Source organism: Pseudomonas juntendi (genome assembly GCF_021560075.1).
In the GTDB taxonomy this organism is placed as follows: Bacteria; Pseudomonadota; Gammaproteobacteria; order Pseudomonadales; family Pseudomonadaceae; genus Aquipseudomonas; species Aquipseudomonas juntendi.
This window is the reverse complement of sequence record NZ_CP091088.1, coordinates 3,902,076-3,918,544: the sequence shown is the minus strand read 5'-3', so window position 1 is coordinate 3,918,544 and position 16,469 is coordinate 3,902,076. Positions and strand designations below refer to the sequence as shown.

The following is a 16,469-nucleotide window of genomic DNA, read 5'->3' as shown; positions in this document are numbered from 1 at the left end:
GATGGCCCGGGTTTCACCAGCAGTGCCCGCGCCGTATATACTGCGCGCCAATGTTAGTGGGAGAGCCTTGTGGCCATCGAAATTCACTGGATATGTGACGACCAGAGCCTGGCTGAACACTGCCGCGACTGGCAGCAACTGCCGTTTGTCGCCGTCGATACCGAGTTCATGCGGGTCGACACCTTTTACCCGAAGGCCGGGCTGATCCAGATTGGCGACGGCCAACGGGCCTTCCTGATCGACCCGCTGCTGATCGGCAACTGGCAACCCCTGGCCGAGCTGCTGGAAAACAGTGGTGTGGTCAAGGTGCTGCATGCCTGCAGCGAAGACCTCGAAGTGCTGTTGCGCCTGACCGGCAAGTTGCCACAACCGTTGTTCGACACCCAGCTGGCCGCCGGTTACCTGAACCTTGGCTTTTCCATGGGCTACTCGCGCCTGGTGCAGGAAGTGCTGGGCATCGACCTGCCCAAGGGCGAAACCCGCTCCGACTGGCTGCAGCGCCCGCTGTCGGACACCCAGGTCAGCTACGCGGCCGAAGATGCCGTGCACCTGGCCGAGCTGTTTACCGTGCTGCGCCCGCGCCTTAGCGACGACAAATACGCCTGGGTGCTGGAGGATGGCGCCGAGCTGGTCGCCGCCTTGCGTCGCGAAGTCGAGCCAGCCACCTTGTACCGCGACGTCAAGCTGGCCTGGAAGCTGGCGCCCCAGCAGTTGGCCGTGCTGCGTGAGCTGTGCGCCTGGCGCGAGCGTACTGCCCGCAGCCGCGATGTACCCCGCAACCGCGTGCTCAAGGAACACTCGCTGTGGCCCATTGCCAAGAACCAGCCGAGCAACCTGTCGGCACTGGCCAAGGTTGAAGAGATGCACCCGCGCACCATTCGTCAGGACGGTGAGTTTCTTATCCAGCTGATCAAGCGCGCCGCCAGCCTGCCTGCCGAGCAGTGGCCAGCGCCCTTGCCCGAACCGCTGCCGATCGAAGCCAGCGGCATCCTCAAGCAGCTGCGCGCCATCGGCCAGGCCGAAGGCGAGCGCCTGGGCATTGCCCCTGAGCTGATGCTGCGTAAAAAAGCCCTGGAGGCACTGCTCAAGAGCGGTTACCCCAATGGCCCTTATCAATTGCCCGATTCGCTGCGCGGCTGGCGCCGTGAGCGTATGGGCCAGGCCCTGCTGGACAGCCTTGCAGGCGCCGGAGAGACCCGATGAAACGCATTTGCTCCATCTACAAGAGCCCCCGCAAGAACGAAATGTACCTGTACGTGCTCAAGGCTGACGGCCTTGAGCGCGTGCCAGAAGGCCTGCTGCCGTTCTTCGGCACCCCCGTGCATGCCTTCGACCTGGTGCTCAGCCCGGAACGCAAGCTGGCCCGCGAAGACATCACCAAGGTGTTGGAGAACCTCGATAACCAGGGCTACCACCTGCAGATGCCACCGCCGGATGACGAGTACATCGAGCACCTGCCCGAAGAGCTACTGCGCCGCAACGACCCGGCCTGAACATGCGCGTACTGATTGCCGAGCATGACCATGCCCGCTACGCCGCGCTTTTGCGCGCAGCCGCGCCTGAACTGGAAATCCTGACCAGTGGCGACTCGGCCGAACTGGCCCGCCAGGCGCCGCGTTGCCCGGTGTGGCTGGGCCAGCCCGACCTGCTGGCGAGCTTGCTGCGCCAGGGCCACCAACCGCGCTGGCTGCAGTCGACCTGGGCCGGCATCACACCGTTGCTGGCCGACGGCTTGCCGCGTGACTATCGCCTGACCCGAGCGGTGGGCATTTTCGGCCAGGTAATGGCCGAGTACATGCTCACCTACATGCTTGGCCATGAGCGCGAGGTGCTGTCGCGCCTGGTCAGCCAGGTCGAGCGGCGCTGGGACGACCGCCCGGGGCGCACGCTGGAAGGGCGCAGGGTGCTGATCGTGGGCACCGGCGACATCGGCCAGCGCGTGGCCGAGTTCCTGCAGCCGTTTGGCGTGGTGCTGTACGGCGTTGCCAGCAGCGCCCGCGAGCAGGCACCGTTCGTCGAAGTGGCGGCGCTGGCCGACCTGCCGCGCATGGTTGGCCAGGTCGACTACGTGCTCAACCTGCTGCCGGATACCCCGGCTACCCACGACCTGTACAACGCCGCACTGTTCAAGTGCTTCCAGCCCACGGCGCTGTTCATTAATGCCGGGCGGGGTGCGGCGGTGGTCGATGCCGACCTGGTAGCGGCGTTGAAGGAGGGGCATCTGGCCGGGGCGGTGATCGATGTGTGCCGCCAGGAGCCGTTGCCCAGGCAGCACCCGTTCTGGACGGCCTGGGGCTTGCTGCTGACCGGGCACAGCTCGGCGCCCACCTCGCCGGCGGCGATGGTGCGGTTGTTTGTCGAGAATATGCGGGCGTATGAAGCCGGGCAGGGGTTGCGCGGTGAAGTGGACTTCGCCAGGGGCTATTGACTGCTTTGGCCTGTGCCGGCCTGTTCGCGGGTGAACCCGCTCCTACAATGGGTGGCGTAGGAGCGGGTTTACCCGCGAATGGGCCAGTACTGCCAACCCAAAACTTACAGGCTGAAATCCCCCTCAGCCGCCAGCTCGCTCAGCGGCTTGCGCGGGCTGGGCACTTCACGCGCCTGCAACGCTTCGTCCAGGCTGGCCTTGTCGCCGAGCTTGCCGATCGCCGCCATGGCATGCAGCTCGTAGCCTTCAGGGATCTTCAGCTCCTGACGCGCCAGCGCCTGGTCGAAACCGGCCATGCCGTGGGTATGCCAACCACTGATGCTGGCCTGCAGGGCCAGGTGGCCCCAGGCGGAGCCGGTGTCGAAGGTGTGCCACAGTGCCGGTTTTTCTTCGGTGGCACCCGGGGCGGCGAAAGTGGTCTTGGACATCACCAGCACCAGCGCCGACGCCTGTTGCGCCCAGCTACGGTTGAACGGTACCAGCAGGCTCAGGTAGCGCTCCCAGTTCGGGGTGTCACGGCGGGCATACAGGAAGCGCCAAGGCTGCGAGTTGTACGCCGACGGTGCCCAGCGGGCAGCTTCGAGGAAACTCAGCAGGGTCTCTTCGCTGATCGGTTCGGCGGTGAAGGCGCGGGGCGACCAGCGGTTGATGAATTGCTCGTTGATGGCGTAATCGGCAACGCGGGGGTTGGCGCTCATGGCGGCTCCTGCAAACGGACGGAAAACGCGCACGCTACTGCTTCGCGTAGCGACTGACAAGCGGCCTGGCTTTGCTCAAGGCCAGGCTCTAGACTGGCGCCGCTGCGCGCCGCGACCACAAGATGAATGCAGGTAACCGTGTAATGATCGCTGACAACGCGCCGTTCTGGCGGCGCAAGACCCTCGAACAACTCAATGCCCAGGAGTGGGAGTCGCTGTGCGACGGGTGCGGCCTGTGCTGCCTGCAAAAGCTCGAGGACGAGGACGACAACAGCGTCTATTACACGCGTATCGCGTGCAAGCTGCTGGACCTGCAAACCTGCCAGTGCAGCGACTACCCCAACCGCTTCGCCCAGGTGCCGGATTGCATCCAGCTCACCCCGGGCAAGGCCGACCAGTTCACCTGGCTGCCCAGTACCTGTGGTTACCGCCTGGTCAGCGAGGGCAAGGACTTGCCCGCCTGGCACCACCTGGTCTGTGGCGACCGCCAACAGGTCCATGAGCAGCGCATTTCCCAGGCGGGGCGTATGCTCAGGGAGCAGGATGTGCACGAAGACGACTGGGAAGACCACCTGATTTTCCGCGCCAGCTGAGCAGCGCGGCCCGCTGCCACGGGGAACAAGGAGTTTCTGTATGCGTTGCCAGCTGTTGTTGCTGTTGGGCCTGATGGCCAGTGCGCCCGCCTGGGCGAAAAAGGTCAATCTCGATTACGAAGTGCGCCTGTTGCCCGCCAGCGGCCAGGCAGAAGTTCGCCTGACCCTGGCGGACGGCAGCGCGGTGCGCAGCCTTGACTTCGACCTGGGCAAGGCCGGGGCCTACAGCGGCTTCCAGGCCGATGGCCAATGGCAACTGAACGGGCAGCGGGGGGTATGGCAGCCTGCGGCCGGCAAGACTAGCCTCAGCTACCGCGTGCTGCTGGACCAGAAGCTTGCCAGTGGCGCGTTTTCGTCGCGTATCACCCCGCACTGGGCGTTGTTCCTGGGCGACCAGCTGGTGCCGCCAGCGCGCCTCGACCAGCAGGATGGAACAGAGCTGGTGGCGCGCCTGGCCTTCGACCTGCCAGCGGGCTGGAAGAGCATCGAAACGCCCTGGCCGCGCGTCGGCCAGGACAAGTTCCGCATCGACAATTTATCGCGCCTGTTCGACCGCCCTACTGGCTGGATGCTCGCCGGTGACCTGGGCAGCCGCCGCGCCCGTCTGGGCGATACCGACGTGACCGTGGCCGCGCCGGTGGGGCAGGGCATGCGGCGTATGGACAGCCTGACCTTGCTCACCTTCGTCTGGCCGCAACTGCAGGCAGTGTTCCCGCGCAACCCGCCGAAGCTGTTGCTGGTGGGCGCGCGTGACGGGATGTGGCGTGGGGCGATGGCGGCGCAGGGGTCGGTGTACCTGCACAGTGGCAGGCCGATGGTCAGCGAGAACGGCAGCAGCCCGTTATTGCGTGAGGTGGTGCAGTTGTTTGCCCAGATCCGCGCCCGTGATGGCAATGACTGGTTGGTGGAAAGCCTGACCGATTACTACGCCAGCGAGTTGCTGCGCCGCTCTGGCGGGGTGAGCGACGACCGCTACCAGGCCTGGCAGGCGCGCCTGAGCAAGCAGGGCGCGAAGGTGACCCGGCTGCGTGGCGAACAGGCCACCCCTGCGCAGGTCGCCCGTGGGGTAATGCTGCTGCAGGCGCTGGACAAGGAAATCCGCATCCATACCCAGGCCAAGCGTTCGCTGGATGATGTGGTGCGCGGGTTGATGCGCTTGCCGAGCGTAAGTACCGAAGAGTTCGTGCAGATCAGCGAGAATGTGCTGGGGCGGCGGTCTGAGGTGTTGCAGAGCAAGGCGTTGCGCTAGAAATTCTTCTTGCCTGTGCCGGCCTTTTCGCGGGCTTGCCCGCTCCTACAAGTTAAGGCATGCGCAACACCTGTGGGAGCGGGCAAGCCCGCGAAGAGGCCGGCACAGGCAATGCATCAATCAACCGCCAGCCAACGGATCCTTCCCGGTCACCGTCACCCCGCGCGTCGCCGCCTCGGCGCTGGCCTTCAACGCCTCCAGGTCCGCCGCGCTACGCTCGATATCCGAGCGCAAGCGCTGATACTCCTGCCGGTGCCGCTGCCACCAGGCCTTGGTGGCGCAGTGCCCGCTGACCCCACGCGCCACGGCCAGGCCGCCCACCGCCATCTGCAGCAAGCCAACCAGGCCGCCACGGCGCAGCCCTTTGCTGAACATCAGCGCCCCACCGGCCAGTGAGCTGGCACGTTCCAGGCCATGAACATTGTGCTGCGATGACGCAGCGGAATGGCTATCGAGCATGGCAAACCCTCCTTGTGGAATGTAAGCAGCTGACCTGCACGGCAACGCCAGCGTTCAGTTGCATCGCCCGGCGGCGAGCCCTGGGTGGGGTTTAAACGGTGAAAAGCAGCTGGCTGTGTCGTATATGGCGAATACCCTGTCCGGTTTGGCAATGCAGCTTCAAGGGTGTTTAATCACCGCTGTCGAAACCGCTGGAGGCCTTGAAAACAAAGGCTCAGACAGATTCAGCCGTTCAGCCCCTCGAAGCGCAAGTGCCACCGGACCGCAAGGCGGTGTTGGCCGAGGCGCTGCGCCGCCGGATCCTGAGCATGGAACTGGCCCCGGGGGCGGTAGTGGACGAACTGGCCCTGTGCGACGAATTCGGCCTGTCGCGCCCACCCGTGCGCGAACTGCTGCGGCAGATCGCCGCCGAGGGCTACATCGAACTGCGCTGCGCCTGTCGCGTGAAATCCGCGCCGGGGTGGTCACGGTCAACTGCTTCGGCGAAGGTGACGTGACCACGCCGTTCGGTGGCTACAAGGAGTCTGGCTTTGGTGGGCGCGACAAGTCCATCTGGGCCCATGACCAATACATGGAGCTGAAGACCATCTGGATCAACGCTTCGTGAGCTGAGCAAGGGCGGCTTTTTACTTGAATTTGGGCCCCGACCGGGTATTCAGCCCCTTGGCCATACGGTCGTACAGCACCACATTCACCGTCGCCGCCAGGTTCATGCAGCCATCGGTCGGGATGTAGATGGTCTCTTCACACCAACCGCGCACTTCTTCGCTCAGCGACCCGTCCTCTGGGCCGAAGATGTAGATGGCGCGGTCCGGGTGGGTGTATTCCGGCAGGGGCCGGGCGCCGTCCACCAGCTCTACCGCCACCGGGGTGCAGCCCAGCGGAATGATGCGTTGCAGGTCATCGATGCCGATCAGCGGGATGTCGTAGTGCACGCGCTTGGTGTCGGTGACGAAGTCACGGGCGCGCTCATACCGTTTGCCGGTGTAGAACACCGAGTTGACGCCGTAGCAGCCCGCGGCGCGCATCACCGAGCCGACGTTTTCCGGCGACTTGGGGTTGAACAGGCCGATGCAGCTGTATCGTTTGTTTGCCACGTACCGGGACCCTTCGCGAAAAAAAGCGCGATTATACGGGCTGCCCGGTAGCAGCGGGGGGCGAATCGATGGTCAGTCTTTCTTCAGCAAGCCAGCCAGGCCGGCAAACGGGTTGTGCGTGGCCTTGGCGATGCTCGGGGTGCTGGTGGAGCCTTCGCTGAAGTACTGCTGGTCGGTGTAGCGCGAATGCTCGTTGTCGTGGCAGTACAGGCACAGCAGCTCCCAGTTCGAGCCATCCTGGGGGTTGTTGTCGTGGTTGTGGTCGCGGTGGTGCACGGTCAGCTCGCTCAGGCGCTTGCCGGCGAACTCGCGGGCGCAGCGGCCGCACACGTGCGGGTACATTCTCAGGGCCTTGTCGCGGTAGCCCATTTCCTTGTCACGCTTGGCGTCGGCGAGAATGCGGTCCAGGCGCGCGGTGGCGGCAGCGGAAGAGGAGGCGCTCATGGTGTTTCCTTTGTTCTGATCAGGCAGGTGACGGTTATGCCATTGAGTCTAGCGCGCTTGCAGGGCGGGCGGACAGGCGAAAGCGTTGATTTAGGCGTAGCCTGTAGGAAGGTTCCCGACAGGAGGTTACTGATGTTGCGCGCGATCCTAGCCGTGCTGTGGCTGGCGGGCCTGCCCATGGCAGATGCCGCCAGTACGCCGCCCCGGCTGGCGACCCCGGTGCCCGGTGCGCCGGGTACGCCAACGCCCACGCCTTACCCCCAGATCACCCCGAGCACGCCGCCCAAGGCTTATGACAGCCAGCCGGGTGCGCCTTTGCTGCCACCGATGCCGGTGCCCGGGCCGCCGAAGGATCAGCCCTTGCCGGGGTTGCGGCCGGAGCCGGCGAAGCCGGCGCAGGATGATGACTGACTGCAGCGGTGCGTTGGCGGTGGGATTACTAGGGGGCCAGTGCCCTGTGGGAGATAACACAGCCCTACGGGCTGCGCTGTCGCGCAGAGAACTCAATTCGTAACCGCGACGCGGCCTGTGTGGGGGCGGGCGTGCCCGCGAAGAATCCAGCGCGGTGGCTGGCACCGGCTATGTCGGTGTTCGCGGGCACGCCCGCTCCCACAAAGACCCCGCTAAATCAATAAGTTATGTACTGTTCTATGAGAGCGGCCTTGAGTCGCGAAAGGGGCGCAAAGCGCCCCAGGCAATCTCAAGCGATACCCAATTCGCCAAACACGAACGCATACTCCAGCGCCACATCCTTGAGCCCCTGATACCGCCCGCTCATCCCGCCGTGCCCGGCGCCCATCTCGGTCTTGAGCAACAGCAGGTTGTCATCGGTCTTGCGCGTGCGCAGCCGCGCCACCCACTTGGCCGCCTCCCAGTACTGCACGCGGCTGTCGTTGTAGCCCGCCACCACCAGCATCGCCGGGTAGGCCTGGGCCTTCACGTTCTCGTAGGGCGCATATGCCTTGATCCGCGCATACACCTCCGGCTCCTCAGGGTTGCCCCACTCGTCGTACTCGGTCACGGTCAACGGCAGGTCGGGGTCGAGCATGGTGTTGAGCACGTCGACGAACGGCACCTCGGCGACCGCACAGCGGAACAGTTCGGGGCGCAGGTTGAGCACCGCGCCGATCAACAGGCCACCGGCACTGCCACCACTGATGGCCAGCCGGTCGGGCGCCGTCACACCCTGGGCGACCAGGTGTTCGGCACAGGCGATGAAGTCGCTGAAGGTGTTGTGCTTGTGCGCCTGCTTGCCGGCACGGTACCAGGCTTCGCCCAGCTCGCCACCACCGCGTACATGGGCGATGGCGAAGGCCACGCCGCGCTGCAGCAGGCTCAGGCGTGCATGCGAGAACCACGGGTCGAGGCTTTCGCCATAGGCGCCGTAGCCGTACAGGTACAGCGGCACGGTCTGGCCCAGGTCCTGGCGGCGACGCACCAGGCTGATCGGCACCTGGGTGCCGTCGGCGGCAGTCGCCCACAAGCGTTCGCTGACATAGTCGTCGGCATCGAACGCGCCCAGTACCGGTGTTTGCTTGAGCACCACCTGGGCGCCGCTGGCCAGCTCCAGCTGGCGCACCTGGGCCGGGCGGTTGAGTGCTTCGTAGCGCAGGCGCAGGCGGGGGCTGGCGAACTCCAGGCTGTCTTGCACGTACAGGCTGTAGGCGGCATCCGGCAGCTCGACACGGTAGGCCGCCAGACCTTGCGGGCGCACTTCGATGATCGGCAGGCCGCCTTCGCGCAGGCTCAGGGTCAGGGCGCCGGCATTCAGGCTCAGCCCTTCAAGCATGACTGCCTCGCGGTGCGGCACCAGTGCCTGCCATTGCTCGCGGCCCGGTACCTCGGTAGCCGGGGCGTAATACAGGGCGAAGTTGATGCCGTCCTGGTTAGTGCGGATAAACCAGCACCACGCGCCGTCGAGCTGGCCGTGGTCGGGGAAGTATTCATGGCCCTCGACACGTGGCGCCAGGCAAACGAATGGTGCCTGTGGGGTTTCGGCGTTCAGCACCCAGGCTTCGCTGGTGGTCTTGCTGTTCAGCAGCAGCACCAGCTGGCGCTCGGAACTGGTGCGGTAGCAATGCAGGAAGAAGCGCCCGTCGGGCTCCTCGAACACGCGCTCGGCACCGGGGCTGCCCAGCGTATGGCGGCACAGGCGCCATGGCCGATGGGTGTCGTCCAGCTCGGCGAAGAACAGTGTCTGGCTGTCGTTGGCCCAGGTCATGCTGCCGTCGCAGTCTTCAAAGGGCAGGGCGGTGATCGCGCCGCTGGCGAGGTCTTTCACGTACAGGCTGTAGACCTCGTCGCCACTGGTATCCAGGCTGTAGGCCAGCAGGCGGTGGTCGGGGCTGACACTGAACGCGCCCAGCGACAGGAAGCCGCCGTTGGCCAGTGCGTTGGGGTCGAGCAACAGCTGTTCCTGGCTTTCATCGACGGTGTTGCTGTCGTCGGCCGGGCGTGGGCAGCGGTAGTGGCGCGGATATTCGTCGCCAGCAGTGGTGCGGGTGTAGTACAGGTACGGCCCCCAGGGTGAAGGCAGCGACAGGTCGGTCTCCTGGATACGGCCCTTGATCTCTTCGAACAATTGCTCGCGCAGGGGCGCCTGGTCGGCCAGGCAGGCTTGCTGGTAGGCGTTTTCGGCCTGCAGGTAGGCGAGCACCTCGGGGGTGTCGCGCTGTTGCAGCCAGGCATACGGGTCGGCGGCCTGGTCGGCATGGGCAATCGGCGGTTGGGGCTTGGTCGGCATCGAGGATCTCTTGGTTGGGGTGGCCTGGGCCCGGCTGCGAAGCGGCCGGCGCAGGCAAACACTGTGTGCGCCCGGAAAAGTGTTTATCATAGGCACCTCTTTGCCTGGCTTGCACGAACACCATGATCGAGAACGACTACACCTTGGCCTGGGGCCTGTACGCGGTTGCCGCTTTGGGCTGCCTGCTGGTGGGCTTCAAACTGACCGGCTGGATGTGGCGCTGGTTGCGCGAGCCCCTGCGGGTGGTGCTGGCGGTGCTGTTGCTGACGCCGACCGTGGTTGACCCGGTCAAGGACAGCTTCGCCCCGGCCATCGCCATCACCACCCTGGATGTGGCGTTCAAGGTTGGCAACAATGCCTGGCGCGCAGTTTCCGATTTTGCCATGTACGGCATGATCGCCTTTGCCTTGTATGCCCTCTTCGTATTGCTGCGCTGGCCGCTGGAAAAACGCGCCCGCGAACGGCGGGCCCAGGCTGAGGCCGCGGCCCAGCGCGAGCAGGCCGAAGATGACCGGCTCGGCGCCCAGGCCCCTTTGGCCGCCGAGCGCAGCGACCGTTACCGTGACCTCCCGCCACCTGCGGCACCCCGGGGAAATGGCCGGGTCGAGCCCCGTCTGTAAGCGGAGACACAGCCATGTGCGAACTGTTGGGCATGAGTGCCAACGTCCCTACCGACATTGTCTTCAGTTTTACCGGCCTGATGCAGCGCGGTGGCCGCACCGGCCCGCACCGCGATGGCTGGGGCATCGGCTTCTATGAAGGGCGCGGCCTGCGCCTGTTCCAGGACCCGGCTGCCAGCAGCGAGTCGGAGGTAGCCAGCCTGGTGCAGCGCTACCCGATCAAGAGCGAAGTGGTCATTGGTCATATCCGCCAGGCCAACGTCGGCAAGGTCTGCCTGGCCAACACCCACCCGTTCATGCGCGAAATGTGGGGCCGTAACTGGTGCTTTGCGCACAACGGCCAGTTGGGCGCCTTCAAGGGCTTGGGCAGTTTCTATCGGCCGGTAGGCGATACCGACAGCGAAGCGGCCTTTTGCGACCTGCTCAACCGCATTCGCAGCGCCTTCCCCGAGCCGGTGCCGGTGGAACAGCTGTTGCCGGTGCTGGTCGAAGCCTGTGCCGGTTACCGCGGGCAGGGCGTGTTCAACTGCATGCTCAGCGACGGTGACTGGCTGTTCTGCTTCTGTTCGACCAAGCTGGTGCACATTACCCGGCGTGCGCCGTTTGGTGCGGCACGCTTGAAGGATGTCGACCTGATCGTCGACTTCCATACGCAAACCACCCCCAACGACGTGGTCACGGTGATTGCCACCGAGGCCCTGACCGAGAACGAGACCTGGCAGCGCTACGAGCCGGGTCAATGGGCCCTGTGGCGGCACGGTGAATGTGTGGCGCACGGCCAGAGCTAAGGACGCTGCATGTTCAGAAGTTACCTGCGGTTGCTGCTGTTCACCTTCGGCTTGTTGGCCGGTATTCAGGTGCCGGGGCTGGTGAAAGACTACAGCCAGCGGGTGGAGGCGCACCTGTACGAGTCGCGCGAGGCGCTGGACGGCTTCAAGCAGACGGCCGAGCGCTTTTTCAATGGCGACCTGCAGGCCTTGCTACGGCACTACCGCAGCAGTGATGACCCGGTGTTCAACAGTGACGCCAACAGCATCGAAAGCCTGATGATCCGCAACCAGTTGCTGGAGAACGAGTGGCAGGCCCTGCAAGGGCCTTGGGCCGCACGCACCTGGCATGTGCTGGTGCAGGCCGACCCGCAGCTGCGTGAAGAAACCCTCAACGGCTATAGCTACCAGATTCTGCTGGTGCCCGAGGCCATCGGCTGGGGTGTTGGCGCAGGGTTCGTGCTGGCGTTCGTGGTCGAAAGCCTGTTGCTGGGGCTTGGCTGGGTGATCCTCGGGGGGCGGCGCCGGGTGGTGAAAGAGAGCTGGCGCTGAGGGTGATCGCCAGCACAGGCACTGCGTTCTCAACGCCAACCCCCTAGGAAACCAGCACGATCCGCTGCCCACCCATGTCCCGTGCATACCCCTCCAGCACCTGTCGGCACAGCCCGACTACCTCATCCACCAGCGCCACGCCGGTCTGCCAGGCCACCACCAGCTCCAGGCTCGGCGGCGGTTGCAGCCCCGCCAGCAACACCAGCTCGCCGCGGTCCAGCTCGGCATCCACCAATGCCGGTGGCAACGCGCCGATGCCGAAGCCGTCGCGTAGCAGCCGGGTAATGGCCGCCACCGAGTTCACGCAGTTCAGCCGCGGTGCGTCAGCCCCGGCACCCTGCAGCAGGCTCAGCACCTCCTGGTGCGGCCGTGAATTCTTCGAGAAGGTGATGATCCGCTCCCGACCAAGCTCGGCCAGCGAGCCGAAAGCGCGGTGCTGGGGCGAGCCGGCGGCAACCACCCAGCCCATCGGGTAGCGCGCCAGATCCAGGCTGCGGATCGACTGCTCGCGCAGCAGGTCGGTCTGCAGGATCACGTCGAGAAACCCCTTTTGCAGTTGCTCGCGCAGGTTCAGTGCAGTGTCCGCCACCAGCTCGATTTCTACCTGTGGGTAGCGCTCGGTCAGTTCCGCCACCAGCGCACTCATCCAGGTGTGGATGACCGTGTCCATCACCCCGATGCGAATTCGCCCGACCTTGGCCCGGTCGCTGTCCAGCGATTGCTTCATGGCCTTGGCGGTGTCCAGCATGCGTTCGGCGTATTCCAGCACCTTGCCGCCTTCCGGGGTCAGGCTGACGCCGCGCGAGTCGCGCAGCAGCAGCTTCACGCCAAGGTCGGCCTCCAGCGCGGCAATACGGCTGGAGACCGAGGCCTGGGTGGTGAACAGCTTGTCTGCGGTCAGGCGGAAGCTCTTGAGGCGGGCGACCCAGACAAAGGTTTCGAGAAAGCGAAGGTTCATGATCAGTTTTTCTTGTTCCAGACCGGCGGTTGTTCTCGTTGGACGCAGCGCGCGCGGGCTCCGAACATTGGCCCAGGCCGCGACAGTACAGGTCGCCCATACAACAATACCAACAAGCCGAGGCAAGCATGAACCCCACCGGCGTGCAGCAGCAGGTCAGTTGTTCCCCTTCGTCCGGGCCGTTCGCCTGGTACCGCGACATCGACTCACAGCAACGGCGCACCTTCTGGAGCTGCAAGATTGGCTACGGCCTGGATGGCATGGACACCCAGATGCTCAGCTTCGTCATCCCCACGCTGATCATGCTGTGGGGGATCACCACCACCGAAGCCGGGCTGATCCACACCAGCACGCTGATCGCCTCGGCGGTGGGCGGCTGGATAGCCGGTATCCTCTCCGACCGCATCGGCCGCGTACGTACCCTGCAACTGACGGTACTGTGGTTTGCGTTTTTCACTTTTCTCTGCGGGTTCGCCCAGAACTACCAGCAGTTGCTGATCGCCCGAACCTTGATGGGCTTCGGCTTCGGCGGCGAGTGGACCGCCGGCGCAGTGCTGATCGGCGAAGTGATCCGCGCCCAGGACCGTGGCAAGGCGGTCGGCATGGTGCAGTCCGGGTGGGCCATTGGCTGGGGCCTCACCGCCATCCTCTATGCACTGCTGTTCTCCTGGCTGCCGCCTGAGCAGGCCTGGCGGGCACTGTTCCTGTTGGGCCTGGTGCCGGCCATCTTCGTGATCTTCGTGCGCCGCCTGGTCAAGGACCCGGAGGTCTACCGCCAGGCCAAGGCGACGCCAGCGGCCGAGGCACCGTCGCACTTCTACGAGATTTTCGCCCCAGGCATGCTCTGGACCACCGTGCGCGCCTCGTTGTTGACCACAGGCGCGCTGGGCGGTTACTACGCCATCACGTCCTGGTTGCCGACCTTCCTCAAGAATGAACGCGGCCTGAGCGTGCTGGGAACCGGTGGCTATCTGGCGATGGTGATCGTTGGTTCGTATGTGGGCTACGTCGTCAGTGCGTACCTGTCCGACCTGCTGGGGCGTAAGAAGAACTTCATCCTGTTCGCCGTGGGCTCGTTCGTCATCGTGCTGCTGTACACGCAGATGCCCGTCAGCGATGGCGTGATGCTGTGGCTGGGCTTCCCGCTGGGCTTCTTCGCCTCGGGGATCTTCAGTGGCATGGGCGCGTTCCTGACAGAGCTGTTCCCAACACGTATCCGCGGTTCGGGGCAGGGCTTCTGCTACAACATCGGCAAAGTCGTTGCGGCGCTGTTCCCGTTGCTGATTGGCTTGCTCGGCCAGCAGGTGCCGCTGGGCCTGGGTATCGGTGTGTTTTCTGCCGTGTCCTATGGCGTGGTGATCGTTGCAGCGCTGAGCCTGCCGGAAACACGCGGCAAACAGTTGCAAGCGCGGTAAGGTAGGCACATGCACGACAACAACGGAGGCCGCGTGGTGGAACGCCTGCTACTCAATTGCGACATGGGTGAAAGTTTCGGCAGCTGGCGCATGGGCCTGGATGCCGAGGTCATGCCCTACATCGACTGCGCCAACATCGCCTGCGGTTACCATGCCGGTGACCCTGGCATCATGCGCCGCACCGTGGCCCTGGCACTGGAGCACGGGGTGGCGATCGGTGCCCACCCGGCCTACCCGGACCTGGTCGGCTTCGGGCGCCGGTCCATGGCCTGCAGCCCCGAGGAAATTCGCGACTTGCTGCACTACCAGATCGGCGCACTGGAGGGCATCTGCAAGGTGCTCGGCGGCCGTGTGGCCTATATCAAGCCGCATGGCGCGCTGTACAACGACATGATGGCCGACCCGCTCAAGCTGCGCACCGTGCTGGAAGCTGTGGCGGCTTACGGCAGCGATCTGCCGCTGATGCTGATGGCCACCGCCGACAACCGTACGGCCCAGGCGCTGGGCGATGAAATCGGCGTGCCGCTGTGGTTCGAGGCATTCGCCGACCGGGCCTATACCGCCAGCGGCCACCTGGTCTCGCGGCGCCTGCCCGGCGCCGTGCATCACGACCCGGCGCGTGTGGTGGAGCAGGCCGAGCGACTGGCCCGTGGCGATACGCTGGTAGCGAACGATGGCAGTGCCTTGAAGCTGGCGGCCAGCACACTGTGTGTGCATGGCGACAACGACAGTTCGGTAGCAGCGGTGCGGCAGATTCGCCAAGCCCTCGATGCCATGGAGCGATGATGAAGCTGCGTATCGAAGTGGTCGCGGTCGACAGCCTGATGGTGCGCCTGTTCGAGCGTATCGACGAGGCCAACATGCCGTGGATGCTTGCTGCCAGCCAGTGCTTGCGCGCAGCGTTCGGCCAGCACCTGCTGGACTTGGTGCCGTCGTACACCACGCTGATGGTGCACTTCGACCTGCCGCCGGCCGAGGCGAGGGCGCTGATCGCCCAGGCCCTGGACGGTTTGCAGCCTGACGCCGGCAGTGGTGGCCGGCGTCACGAGATCCCGGTGTGGTACCACGCCAGCGTTGGTCCGGAGCTGCCTGTACTGGCTGCCCGCAGCGGCTTGACCGAGGGTGAAGTGGCCCGCTTGCACAGCGAGCGCGAGTACCCGGTGTTTGCCTTGGGCTTCGCCCCCGGGTTCGGCTTCATGGGCCTGGTCGATGAACGCCTGGCCAGCCCCCGCCTGAGCACCCCGCGCAAGCGCGTGGCGGCGGGCAGCGTGGGTATTGCCGAGCGCCAGACGGCAGCGTACCCGGCGGTGTCGCCGGGGGGCTGGAACCTGATCGGGCGAACACCGGTGCGTTTGTTCGACCATGAACGTGAGGGCTATAGCCTGTTGCAACCCGGTGACCGGGTGCGCTTCGTGGCGGTTACGCGTGATGAGTTTCTGGCCCTGGGCGGCGATGTGGAGGCGCAAGGATGAAGCAGTTGACGATCGAGGCCAGCAACGCCTTGTGCCAGTTGCAGGACGCCGGGCGCTTCGGCGTACGGCACCTGGGCGTGACCCAGGGCGGGGCGCTGGACTGGGTGGCGATGTACTGGGCCAACTGGCTGTTGGGCAATTCGCTGGCCGCACCTGTGGTGGAGGTCGCGCTGGGTGGCTTCTGTGTGGTGGCGCAGCAGGATTGCGTGCTGGCGCTGGCCGGTGCCGACCTGGATGCGCGAGTTGATGATCAGCCGGTAGCGCCCTGGCGCAGCTTTGCTTTGGGCACGGGGCAGCGCTTGGCCCTGAAGCAGCCCAAGCAGGGCGTTCGGGCGTACCTGGCGGCGCCTGGCGGGTTTCGCGGCGAGGCGGTGCTGGGCAGCTGTGCCACCGTGGTGCGCGAAGCGCTGGGCGGTACAGACGGCCAGGGCGCTGCGCTTGGTAAAGGCCAGCGGCTGGCTTTTGCGGGTACGCCGGCAAGCCTTCGTGAAGTGCCGGATGCGTTGCGCCCGCGCTATCACCACAAGCCTGTGCTCGACCTGGTGATGGGCGCGCAGCTCGGCGATTTCAGCGGTACCAGCCTGTACCAGGCATTCAACACGGACTGGACCCTGGACAGCCGGGCCGACCGCATGGGCATCCGCTTGCTGGGGCCGCAGCTGGTCTACCAGGGCGCGCCGATGATTTCCGAGGGCATTCCCCTGGGGGCGGTGCAGGTGCCGCCGGACGGGCAACCGATCGTGTTGCTCAATGACCGGCAGACCATTGGCGGTTACCCGCGCCTGGGGGCGTTGACGCCGCTGGCGCTGGCGCAACTGGCGCAGTGCATGCCGGGGGCGCAGGTGAAGTTCAGGGCGGTGGTGCAGGATGAGGCGTGGCGGGAGCAGCAGCAATACTTGGGCCGGTGGTTGTAAGGCTGCGGGCCCTTTCGCGGGCACGCCCGCTCCCACACAGGCCTGCGCCATACCTGTAGG

General features: G+C 65.4%; 19 protein-coding genes and 2 pseudogenes. 15 read left to right on the top strand and 6 right to left on the bottom strand.

Annotated features, from left to right (window positions below; genetic code table 11):
- The first annotated feature begins 69 nt into the window (after nucleotides 1–69).
- The 3 genes from rnd to L1P09_RS18215 are packed head-to-tail and all read left to right on the top strand — an operon-like array spanning nucleotide 70 to nucleotide 2,428.
- On the top strand, nucleotides 70–1,203 hold the full coding sequence (rnd, locus tag L1P09_RS18225; protein ID WP_009686809.1) for a ribonuclease D: 1,134 nt from the start codon (nucleotides 70–72) through the stop codon (nucleotides 1,201–1,203).
- Complete coding sequence (locus tag L1P09_RS18220) at nucleotides 1,200–1,493, top strand: YcgL domain-containing protein (RefSeq protein WP_009686808.1); 294 nt, start codon at nucleotides 1,200–1,202, stop codon at nucleotides 1,491–1,493. Before rnd ends, L1P09_RS18220 begins: the two co-directional genes overlap by 4 nt.
- A gap of 2 nt (nucleotides 1,494–1,495) precedes the next feature.
- Nucleotides 1,496–2,428, top strand: a complete 933-nt coding sequence (locus L1P09_RS18215; RefSeq protein WP_054881636.1) for a D-2-hydroxyacid dehydrogenase — start codon at nucleotides 1,496–1,498, stop codon at nucleotides 2,426–2,428.
- A 104-nt stretch (nucleotides 2,429–2,532) separates the two neighbouring features.
- Here the strand turns inward: L1P09_RS18215 and L1P09_RS18210 are convergent, their stop codons facing one another.
- Nucleotides 2,533–3,126, bottom strand: a complete 594-nt coding sequence (locus L1P09_RS18210) for a nitroreductase family protein (RefSeq protein WP_235767961.1) — start codon at nucleotides 3,124–3,126, stop codon at nucleotides 2,533–2,535.
- A gap of 143 nt (nucleotides 3,127–3,269) precedes the next feature.
- Between L1P09_RS18210 and L1P09_RS18205 the strand changes: the two genes are divergently transcribed.
- On the top strand, nucleotides 3,270–3,719 hold the full coding sequence (locus L1P09_RS18205; RefSeq protein WP_009686804.1) for a YcgN family cysteine cluster protein: 450 nt from the start codon (nucleotides 3,270–3,272) through the stop codon (nucleotides 3,717–3,719).
- A 40-nt stretch (nucleotides 3,720–3,759) separates the two neighbouring features.
- Complete coding sequence (locus L1P09_RS18200; RefSeq protein WP_235767960.1) at nucleotides 3,760–4,968, top strand: hypothetical protein; 1,209 nt, start codon at nucleotides 3,760–3,762, stop codon at nucleotides 4,966–4,968.
- A gap of 120 nt (nucleotides 4,969–5,088) precedes the next feature.
- Here the strand turns inward: L1P09_RS18200 and L1P09_RS18195 are convergent, their stop codons facing one another.
- Entirely contained in the window at nucleotides 5,089–5,427 is a 339-nt protein-coding gene (locus L1P09_RS18195; protein WP_009686802.1) for a YgaP-like transmembrane domain, read from the bottom strand.
- 200 nt (nucleotides 5,428–5,627) lie between these two features.
- On the opposite strand from L1P09_RS18195, the pseudogene L1P09_RS18190 reads away from it, so the two are divergent.
- Nucleotides 5,628–5,855: pseudogene (locus tag L1P09_RS18190) on the top strand (GntR family transcriptional regulator); the annotation flags it as partial.
- A pseudogene (locus tag L1P09_RS18185) lies at nucleotides 5,846–6,034 on the top strand (aldehyde dehydrogenase family protein); the annotation flags it as partial. The pseudogenes L1P09_RS18190 and L1P09_RS18185, both read left to right, overlap by 10 nt.
- Nucleotides 6,035–6,053: 19 nt before the next feature.
- Here the strand turns inward: L1P09_RS18185 and L1P09_RS18180 are convergent.
- Nucleotides 6,054–6,524, bottom strand: coding sequence for an RNA methyltransferase (locus tag L1P09_RS18180; protein WP_054905132.1), 471 nt, complete (start codon nucleotides 6,522–6,524; stop codon nucleotides 6,054–6,056).
- Between the two features lie 72 nt (nucleotides 6,525–6,596).
- Complete coding sequence (locus L1P09_RS18175; RefSeq protein ID WP_009686798.1) at nucleotides 6,597–6,968, bottom strand: YajD family HNH nuclease; 372 nt, start codon at nucleotides 6,966–6,968, stop codon at nucleotides 6,597–6,599.
- Between the two features lie 132 nt (nucleotides 6,969–7,100).
- Here L1P09_RS18175 and L1P09_RS18170 point away from each other — a divergent pair, with 132 nt between their 5' ends.
- The gene (locus tag L1P09_RS18170) at nucleotides 7,101–7,379 is read left to right on the top strand and encodes a hypothetical protein (RefSeq protein ID WP_009686797.1); all 279 of its coding nucleotides are present in this window, start codon (nucleotides 7,101–7,103) and stop codon (nucleotides 7,377–7,379) included.
- Between the two features lie 289 nt (nucleotides 7,380–7,668).
- On the opposite strand, the gene L1P09_RS18165 is transcribed toward L1P09_RS18170, so the two are convergent.
- Complete coding sequence (locus tag L1P09_RS18165; RefSeq protein ID WP_009686796.1) at nucleotides 7,669–9,711, bottom strand: S9 family peptidase; 2,043 nt, start codon at nucleotides 9,709–9,711, stop codon at nucleotides 7,669–7,671.
- 122 nt (nucleotides 9,712–9,833) lie between these two features.
- Between L1P09_RS18165 and L1P09_RS18160 the strand changes: the two genes are divergently transcribed.
- Genes L1P09_RS18160 through L1P09_RS18150 form a run of 3 tightly spaced genes read left to right on the top strand, consistent with a single transcriptional unit; the run spans nucleotide 9,834 to nucleotide 11,650 of the window.
- Nucleotides 9,834–10,331 (top strand): hypothetical protein, encoded by a 498-nt coding sequence (locus L1P09_RS18160; protein WP_009686795.1) that lies wholly within the window; start codon nucleotides 9,834–9,836, stop codon nucleotides 10,329–10,331.
- Between the two features lie 14 nt (nucleotides 10,332–10,345).
- Nucleotides 10,346–11,119 carry a class II glutamine amidotransferase gene (locus tag L1P09_RS18155; RefSeq protein WP_009686794.1) on the top strand — a complete coding sequence of 258 codons (774 nt, stop codon included), beginning with the start codon at nucleotides 10,346–10,348 and terminating at the stop codon, nucleotides 11,117–11,119.
- Between the two features lie 9 nt (nucleotides 11,120–11,128).
- Nucleotides 11,129–11,650, top strand: a complete 522-nt coding sequence (locus L1P09_RS18150; RefSeq protein WP_054914084.1) for a DUF2937 family protein — start codon at nucleotides 11,129–11,131, stop codon at nucleotides 11,648–11,650.
- 43 nt (nucleotides 11,651–11,693) lie between these two features.
- On the opposite strand, the gene L1P09_RS18145 is transcribed toward L1P09_RS18150, so the two are convergent.
- Nucleotides 11,694–12,608 carry a LysR family transcriptional regulator gene (locus L1P09_RS18145; RefSeq protein ID WP_054905134.1) on the bottom strand — a complete coding sequence of 305 codons (915 nt, stop codon included), beginning with the start codon at nucleotides 12,606–12,608 and terminating at the stop codon, nucleotides 11,694–11,696.
- A 128-nt stretch (nucleotides 12,609–12,736) separates the two neighbouring features.
- Between L1P09_RS18145 and L1P09_RS18140 the strand changes: the two genes are divergently transcribed.
- From L1P09_RS18140 to L1P09_RS18125, 4 genes are read left to right on the top strand one after another with little or no spacing between them, the layout of a single operon-like run.
- Entirely contained in the window at nucleotides 12,737–14,023 is a 1,287-nt protein-coding gene (locus tag L1P09_RS18140; RefSeq protein ID WP_192440487.1) for an MFS transporter, read from the top strand.
- A gap of 9 nt (nucleotides 14,024–14,032) precedes the next feature.
- Nucleotides 14,033–14,809 carry a 5-oxoprolinase subunit PxpA gene (locus L1P09_RS18135; RefSeq protein ID WP_009686790.1) on the top strand — a complete coding sequence of 259 codons (777 nt, stop codon included), beginning with the start codon at nucleotides 14,033–14,035 and terminating at the stop codon, nucleotides 14,807–14,809.
- A complete protein-coding gene (pxpB, locus tag L1P09_RS18130) occupies nucleotides 14,809–15,495 on the top strand; it encodes a 5-oxoprolinase subunit PxpB (protein ID WP_009686789.1) in 687 nt (228 codons plus the stop codon). Before L1P09_RS18135 ends, pxpB begins: the two co-directional genes overlap by 1 nt.
- Nucleotides 15,492–16,409, top strand: coding sequence for a 5-oxoprolinase subunit C family protein (locus L1P09_RS18125; protein WP_235767959.1), 918 nt, complete (start codon nucleotides 15,492–15,494; stop codon nucleotides 16,407–16,409). Before pxpB ends, L1P09_RS18125 begins: the two co-directional genes overlap by 4 nt.
- Nucleotides 16,410–16,469: the final 60 nt, after the last annotated feature.